The organism is Pseudomonas machongensis, from assembly GCF_034961125.1.
Taxonomy (GTDB): Bacteria; Pseudomonadota; Gammaproteobacteria; order Pseudomonadales; family Pseudomonadaceae; genus Aquipseudomonas; species Aquipseudomonas machongensis.
In genome coordinates this window covers 1-7,354 of the sequence record NZ_JAYFUI010000198.1, presented here as the reverse complement: position 1 = coordinate 7,354, position 7,354 = coordinate 1, and the positions used below count along the sequence as shown (strand labels likewise).

Here is a 7,354-nt window from a genome sequence, read left to right as displayed (position 1 = left end):
TGACTGGTTGGGGCTTGTAGGAGCGGGCTTGCCCGCGAAAAGAACACCGCACTGCCTGGCACGGGCTACGCCCGTGTTCGCGGGACAAGTCGCAGCGGCGAACCGCCGCTCCCACAGGGATTGGGCTGGCTTCTAGATTTTGAGCAAGACAGTTGCTCCCACTGGGATTGGGCTGGTCTTTAGACTTTGAACAAGACATTTGCCCCTAGAGGTACCGCACCCGCCGAACGCCCGGTCTTCACCAAGACGAGAGTTGCCCACCAAATCTGTTCGCGACCCTGTGAATAAAGTGTTCGCGCTTCTCTACAGACCTTTGATATCAATGCCTGTAGAGGATTGATCAAAAAACATACAGCCCGCTTCGTGAATCGCCCGTGGCAATCACGGGTCATACCCATGATGTTTCCCACAATCACTGTTGGCGGCTCTGTGGATAATATGTTGGGCAACCGCTAGATGCCTTGATTTCATTGGCCTGCAAGATAATGATCAATAATTGATCAAAATCCCGATGATCGCTCTCAAGATCATGATTGATAAGGCTCCTGGGCCATTATCCACAGCACTTTTCCAACAGACCTGCATGTGCTCACAAAATCTGTTGGCGTATCTGTGGACAAGGTGTTCGATATTGCCTGCAGGCCTTTGAATCAAAGGCTTGTAAGGATTTGATTAAATAATGATCAATCGGCTTTCGGCAGATATTCGATTCCTGTCCACAGCCCAGCTGAACAACTCTGTGGATAACATGTTCAGTTCCTCTGGATTGCAATGTAAAACGCCACGGCCGATCACTCGGCCGTGGCGTTTATCACCCTCCGTGAAGGCTTACTGAACCTTGACTTCCTTCAGGTATGGCGCGGGCTCTGCACCCAGGTTGGCCAGGACGCGGTTGCTGTACCAGTCAATGAAGTTGACCACACCGAACTCGTAGGTCTTGGAGTACGGGCCCGGCTGGTAGGCGGTGGAGTTGATCCCGCGCTGGTTCTCTTCGGCCAGGCGGCGGTCCTGGTCGTTGGTGGCGTCCCACACCTTGCGCATCTGCTCAGGGTCGTAATCGACGCCTTCGACGGCATCCTTGTGCACCAGCCACTTGGTGGTGACCATGGTTTCCTGGGCGCTGATCGGCCACACCGTGAAGACGATCATGTGGTCGCCCATGCAGTGGTTCCAAGAGTGCGGCAGGTGCAGGATGCGCATCGAACCCAGGTCGGGGTTCTTGATGCGGCCCATGAGCTTCTTGCACGCCTGCTTGCCGTCCATGGTCATCGATACGGTGCCCTTGAGCAGCGGCATGCGCACGATGCGGTTACGCAGGCCATGGCTTTTGTGCAGGTACGGAATCTTCTCGGCTTCCCAGGCAGCGGCGGACGCGGCGACGTGGTCCTTGAACGCCTGGTCGGCGCGCGGATCGTTGGTGTCGTCCCACTCCAGCAGGGTCTTGAGCAATTCGGGGTGCGAACCGTTGCAGTGGTAGCACTCGCGGTTGTTTTCCAGGACCAGCTTCCAGTTGGCCTTTTCCATCAAGGTGGTCTGCACGGCCACCTTGGCGTTCTCCATGTCGTACGGTTCCATGTAGTGGTCGAGCGTGGCGAGGAACTCGTCGATGGCCGGCGGATTTTCCGCCAGGCTGATGAAGATGTAGCCGCCAGCGGTCTTCACGTTGATCGGCTTGAGGCCGTACTGATTCATGTCGAAGTCGGCGCCCATCTCGGTGCCGGCGAACAGCAGGCGGCCGTCGAGCTCGTAGGTCCACTGGTGGTATGGGCAGACCAGCTTGGCCACCTTGCCCTTGTCGCTGACGCACAGGCGCGAACCGCGGTGGCGGCAGACGTTGTGGAAGGCGTGGACCTTGCCTTCGGTGCCGCGAATCACGATCACTGGGTTCTTGCCGATCTGCAGGGTCAGGTAGTTGCCTTTCGCCGGAATCTCGCAGGTCATTCCCGCGATCAGCCACTCCTTGTGGAAGATCTCCTGCATGTCGATCTGGAACAGGCGCTCGTCGCAGTAGAACGGCTGCGGCAGCGAGTAGGTCCGCTCGCGGGTCTGCAGCATCTCGGCGGTGGCCTTGCGTGCAGGTTCCAGTGGATCGCCCAGGCTCAGGGTTGCGGTGACGTCCATCGTTATATCCTCAAGGCCGTTGTCGGCCGGCGAAAGGTGGCTAATCGTTGTTGTGGTTGGCGCAAGGCTGTCAGCGAAAGAACAGCGGTTCTATTTGCCGAGGAGTGTGCGTTCGCGCCGTTCGCGAACCATATCCATGGGCGACATGGCCGAATCGAATTCCGACGCGCCAGCCCTTGTACCTCGGGGCTGGTCGCGATAAGCACGCCGATGTCGCGGATGGGAATGTGCGACGTCTCGGCGTTGCGCATTATCGCAGCCATAAGAAGGCCGATAGTCGGCTGCTGGAGAAGAACATGTCCGAAACCTTCCTCAATCCGGTCACCACCCAGACCTGGGCCAACGGCCGCCACATCGTGCGCTGCGTCAAGGTCATCCAGGAGACCTGGGACGTGCGCACCTTCTGCTTCATGGCCGACCAGCCAATCATGTTCTTCTTCAAGCCGGGCCAGTTCGTGACGCTGGAGCTGGAGATCGAAGGCAAGCCGGTGATGCGTTCCTACACCATCTCCAGCTCGCCTTCAGTCCCCTACAGCTTCTCGATCACGGTCAAGCGCGTGCCTGGCGGGCTGGTGTCGAACTTCCTCCACGACACCATGCACGAGGGCGCAGAGCTTCCCGTACACGGCCCGGTCGGTTTGTTCAACGCCATCGACTTCCCGGCCGCGAAGGCGCTGTACCTTTCCGGCGGCGTCGGCATCACCCCGGTGATGTCCATGGCGCGCTGGTTCTACGACACCAACGCCAACGTCGACATGGTGTTCGTGCACAGCGCCCGCTCACCCAAGGACATCATCTATCACCGCGAGCTGGAACACATGGCCTCGCGCATCCCCAACTTCAGCCTGCACATCATTTGCGAGAAGCACGGCCTGGGCGAGCCCTGGGCGGGCTATCGCGGCTACCTGAACCAACGGCTGATGGAGCTTATCGCGCCGGACTATCTCGAGCGGGTGATCTTCTGCTGTGGCCCGACGCCCTACATGAACGCGGTCAAGCGCATGCTCGAAGCGGTCGGCTTCGACATGAAGAACTACCACGAGGAATCGTTCGGTGCGACGCCGGCCGAGGCCAAGGCCGATGCGGTCGAGCACGCCGAAGCGGCCGCCGAGGCGCCGGAAGTGGATGTGGCCGACCTCAACCTGGTGGAGTTCGTCGGCAGCGAGAAGAGCATCCGCATCGCCCCGGGCGAGACGGTGCACGCGGCGGCGGCGAAGGTCGGGCTGATGATTCCCAAGGCCTGCGGCATGGGCATCTGCGGCACCTGCAAGGTGCTCAAGCTCGGCGGTGAGGTAGAGATGGACCACAACGGCGGGATCACCGAGGAAGACGAAGCCGAAGGGTACATCCTGTCATGCTGCAGCGTGCCCAAGGGGGATGTGCGGATCGAGTATTGATCCGTTGCACCGTACCTGCAGGAGCGGCGAACCGCCTCTCCTGCAGGATTTGCGTGTTCAGGTCCTGAACCGCGCCACCAACCCGTTCAGATCCACCGCCAGACGTGACAGCTCGGCGCTGGCCATACTGGTCTGGTGTGCGCCGGTCGCGCTCTGCACCGACAGGTCATTGATGTTCACCAGGTTGCGGTCCACCTCGCGGGCCACCTGGGCCTGCTCCTCGGCAGCGCTGGCGATCACCAGGTTGCGTTCGTTGATCTGCGCCACGGCGCTGGTGATGGTGTCCAATGCAAGGCCAGCGCCGCGAGCGATGTTCAGGGTCGATTCGGCTCGATCGGTACTGGTGCGCATCGATTCCACCGCATGCTCGGTGCCGCCCTGGATGCTGCCGATCATCCGCTCGATCTCGCTGGTCGACTGCTGGGTGCGGTGAGCCAATGCCCGCACCTCGTCGGCTACCACCGCGAAGCCCCGTCCAGCTTCACCGGCACGTGCCGCTTCGATGGCGGCGTTGAGTGCCAGCAGGTTGGTCTGGTCGGCCAGGCCGCGGATCACGTCCAGCACCTTGCCGATATCGCGGGACTGCCCGGCCAGGTCCTCGATCAGCCTGGCGGTGGTCTGCACGTCGCTGCTCATGCGCTCGATGGCGCCGACCGTCTCGATCACCAGGTCGCGGCCATCGCCAGCGGAGCGGCTGGCTTCACCCGAGGCCTCCGAGGTGCTGACGGCATTGCGTGCGACCTCTTCGACAGCGCTGGTCATCTCGGTAACCGCAGTCGCTGCCTGCTGGATCTCGTTGTTCTGCTGGGCAAGGCCGCGCGCGCTTTCGTCGGTGACGCTGTTGAGCTCCTCGGCGGCCGAGGCGAGCTGGGTGGCAGAGCCTGCGATCAGTTGCAGGGTGTCGCGCAGCTTGTCCTGCATCTTGGCCATGGCCTGCAGCAGACGAGCGGCTTCGTCGGTGCCGTCGGTGGTGACGCGTTGGGTGAGATCGCCTTCGGCGATCTGCTCGGCGGCGCGCAGGGCGTCGTCGATCGGACGCACGATACTGCGAGTCAGGATCAGGGCGAACAGCAGTGTGAGCACTGTGGCAGCGACCAGCAGGCCGATCACCAGCATGAAGGCACTGTCGTACTGGCGTGCGGCTTCCTCGTTGGTCTTGCGCGTCTGCGCGGTGTTGATCTGCAGCAGGTGTTCCATGGCCTTGTTGATCTGGTCCGAGTTGGCCAGCAGGTCGCGGTTGAGCATCTCGCGCATAGGGTCGAGCTGGCCGGCCTGGCTCAGGCTGCGCATGCGCGCTTCGAGCTGGCGGTACTGGGTCAGCAACTGGCCGAACTGGTCGAATGCAGCCTGTTCCTCAGGCTCGGCGATCAGTGGCGCATAGGCGCTGCGGGCCTTGTCGATCTGGGCGTTGCGTTCGTCCATCAGGCGCATGGTATCGGCCTGGGAATCCCGGTTGACCAGCAGGCGATAGGACAGGGTGCGCAAGCGCAGGTTGAGCGCGGTCATTTCATCCAGCAGCTTGATACTCGGGACATTGACCTGCTCGATGATGATGCCCGCCTGCCGGATGTTGCCCATCTGGATGAGGGAAAAAATACCCAGGCTAAGCATCAGCACACCGATCAGGGAAAAGCCGAGCAGGGCGCGTGGGGCGATATTCAGATTGCGTAGGGACATGACGTCGAGATCCGGAGGGGAGGCTCGCGTCCATGCGAAGGAATTTGACCTACCTGCCTATCGGTCGGAACGCACGAGTCTTTAGGCAACGGGGGGCTAAACGAGGATTTACACTCGTTCTTCCTGACAGGCGGTTGATCCAGGCCGGAACAAGGTGCCCGCAAGCCTGTCAATCTGCCGGAACACACCCTCCCTTACCTGATTTTTAATGGCGGGGGCGCGAGCTTTTCTTTATCGTGTGCGCCCTTTGCAACAACCGAGATAGACGCATGTTGGAAGCATCCCTGAATCAACTGGAGCAACTGGTCGGCGACCTGATGCACAAGAACGCGCAACTGACCGAGCAGAACCAGAAGCTCGATCAGGAACTGGCCCAGGCCAAGGAAGAGAACGAGACCCTGCAGCTGTCGCTGATGGAGCAGGAAGAGAAGCACGGCGCTACCGCCGCACGTATCCAGGCGCTGGTCGAGCGTGCCAGTGCAGGTGTCGTAGGCGCATGAGACTGCAAGCGCAGCCGATCAATGTGGTGAACATTCTCGGCACCGACTACTCGCTGAAGGCGCCCGAGGGCCAGGAAGAGACGCTCTCGCAGGCCGTGCGCATGCTCAACGTCGCTCTGGCCGAGACCAAGCGCAACTACCCCACATTGATCGGCGACAAGTTGCTGGTGCTGGCAGCTTTGAACCTGTGCTCCAAGCAGATCGAGTTGCAGCGCGAGCACGCGCAGACGCTGGAGCGCACCCAGGCGAAGGTGGATGCTGCGGTGGACGCTATCGCCCGGACCATTGGCGAGGCCTGAACCAGGCTCGAGGCAGGACGACTGTCCTGCTGATGATCTTGAACTGACGCGTTTTGCGGGGAGTGGGACAGCCCGCTCCCGCCGCCAGCCTTCTCGCTTAGCCGTTGATGATCGCGTGGATATCCGCCGCCAGCTCTCGCACGCGTGCTTCCTGGGTATCCCATGAGCACATGAAACGTGCGCCGCCGCTGCCAATGAAGGTATAGAAGCGCCAGCCCTTGTTACGCAGGGCCTCGATGGCGAACTCCGGCAGTTGCAGGAACACCCCGTTGGCTTCCACCGGGAACATCAGTTCGACACCCGGCAGATCACGGACCAGCGAAGCCAGTAATTGCGCGCAGTGGTTGGCATGTTCTGCGTGACGCAACCAGGCGCCGTCTTCCAGCAGCCCGACCCAGGGCGCCGACAAAAAGCGCATCTTCGAGGCCAGTTGCCCGGCCTGCTTGCAGCGATAGTCGAAGTCTTCGGCCAGTTCGCGGTTGAAGAACAGGATCGCCTCGCCCACCGCCATGCCGTTCTTGGTGCCCCCGAAGCACAGTACATCGACGCCCGCCTTCCAGGTCAGCTCCGCCGGCGAACAGCCGAGGAACGCACAGGCGTTGGAGAAGCGTGCGCCGTCCATGTGCAGGTTCAGGCCCAGTTCCTTGCAGGTGGCGCTGATCGCCTTGAGCTCGTCGGAGCGATACACGCTGCCGACTTCGGTGGCCTGGGTGATGGTGACCACGCGCGGCTTCGGATAGTGGATGTCCTGGCGTTTGAGCGCGACCTCGCGGATCGAGTCCGGGGTCAGCTTGCCATTGACGCTGCGTGCGGTCAGCAGCTTGGAGCCGTTGGAAAAGAACTCCGGCGCGCCACATTCGTCGGTCTCGACATGGGCGGTCTCGGAGCAGATCACGCTGTGGTAGCTCTGGCACAGCGAGGCCAGGGCCAGGGAGTTGGCGGCGGTGCCGTTGAAGGCGAAGAACACCTCGCAGTCGGTCTCGAACAGCTTGCGGAAGTATTCCGAGGCGCGTTCAGTCCACTGATCGTCGCCGTAGGCGCGCTCATGGCCCTGGTTGGCCTTTTCCATCGCCGCCCAGGCTTCGGGGCAGATGCCGGAATAGTTGTCGCTGGCGAATTGTTGGTTGTTATCGGTCATGACGCCTGTCCTTTTTACGACGCAAGGCAGCACTCTAAACCATCGATTCAGCAGTTGCCTATACAGGCCGGTGTGGGGTGTCAGTACCGCCCTCTTCGCGGGCGAGCCCGCTCCTGCAGGGGCGCCATGGTACCTGCACCACAATGTCGTAAACGCGCCATTGCAAGGCGCGCGCAGGCATCTGTGCCCTCCGGCCCAGTCATACCATCGCTGCAAAGGGTG

6 protein-coding genes and 1 pseudogene are annotated in these 7,354 nt (G+C 61.4%); 3 read left to right on the top strand and 4 right to left on the bottom strand.

Annotation, left to right across the window (positions count from 1 at the left end; all coding sequences use genetic code 11):
* Positions 1-828: 828 nt before the first annotated feature.
* Positions 829-2,121, bottom strand: a complete 1,293-nt coding sequence (gene gbcA, locus VA602_RS26680) for a glycine-betaine demethylase subunit GbcA (protein ID WP_054892142.1) — start codon at positions 2,119-2,121, stop codon at positions 829-831.
* Between the two features lie 296 nt (positions 2,122-2,417).
* Between gbcA and gbcB the strand changes: the two genes are divergently transcribed.
* Positions 2,418-3,518: a glycine-betaine demethylase subunit GbcB gene (gbcB, locus tag VA602_RS26675; RefSeq protein WP_054892143.1), complete on the top strand. Its 1,101-nt coding sequence runs from the start codon at positions 2,418-2,420 to the stop codon at positions 3,516-3,518.
* Between the two features lie 57 nt (positions 3,519-3,575).
* Here the strand turns inward: gbcB and VA602_RS26940 are convergent, their stop codons facing one another.
* Both VA602_RS26940 and VA602_RS26935 read right to left on the bottom strand, forming a co-directional pair.
* Positions 3,576-4,439: a methyl-accepting chemotaxis protein gene (locus tag VA602_RS26940; protein ID WP_372822912.1), complete on the bottom strand. Its 864-nt coding sequence runs from the start codon at positions 4,437-4,439 to the stop codon at positions 3,576-3,578.
* Positions 4,431-5,195: pseudogene (locus VA602_RS26935) on the bottom strand (MCP four helix bundle domain-containing protein); the annotation flags it as partial. The gene VA602_RS26940 and the pseudogene VA602_RS26935, both read right to left, overlap by 9 nt.
* 269 nt (positions 5,196-5,464) lie before the next feature.
* Here VA602_RS26935 and VA602_RS26665 point away from each other — a divergent pair.
* Both VA602_RS26665 and VA602_RS26660 read left to right on the top strand, forming a co-directional pair.
* Positions 5,465-5,695: a hypothetical protein gene (locus VA602_RS26665; RefSeq protein WP_054892145.1), complete on the top strand. Its 231-nt coding sequence runs from the start codon at positions 5,465-5,467 to the stop codon at positions 5,693-5,695.
* Positions 5,692-5,994, top strand: coding sequence for a cell division protein ZapA (locus VA602_RS26660; protein WP_054892146.1), 303 nt, complete (start codon positions 5,692-5,694; stop codon positions 5,992-5,994). Before VA602_RS26665 ends, VA602_RS26660 begins: the two co-directional genes overlap by 4 nt.
* A 97-nt stretch (positions 5,995-6,091) precedes the next feature.
* Here VA602_RS26660 and VA602_RS26655 read toward each other — a convergent pair whose 3' ends face one another.
* A complete protein-coding gene (locus VA602_RS26655) occupies positions 6,092-7,132 on the bottom strand; it encodes a threonine aldolase family protein (protein ID WP_323454797.1) in 1,041 nt (346 codons plus the stop codon).
* Positions 7,133-7,354 lie beyond the last annotated feature (222 nt).

Coding starts and splice junctions, on each gene's coding strand:
- VA602_RS26660 (WP_054892146.1), top strand. CDS start 5,692: ATGAGACTGCAAGCGCAGCCGATCAATGTGGTGAACATTCTCGGCACC.
- gbcA (WP_054892142.1), bottom strand. CDS start 2,121: ATGGACGTCACCGCAACCCTGAGCCTGGGCGATCCACTGGAACCTGCA.
- VA602_RS26665 (WP_054892145.1), top strand. CDS start 5,465: ATGTTGGAAGCATCCCTGAATCAACTGGAGCAACTGGTCGGCGACCTG.
- VA602_RS26940 (WP_372822912.1), bottom strand. CDS start 4,439: ATGCAGGACAAGCTGCGCGACACCCTGCAACTGATCGCAGGCTCTGCC.
- gbcB (WP_054892143.1), top strand. CDS start 2,418: ATGTCCGAAACCTTCCTCAATCCGGTCACCACCCAGACCTGGGCCAAC.
- VA602_RS26655 (WP_323454797.1), bottom strand. CDS start 7,132: ATGACCGATAACAACCAACAATTCGCCAGCGACAACTATTCCGGCATC.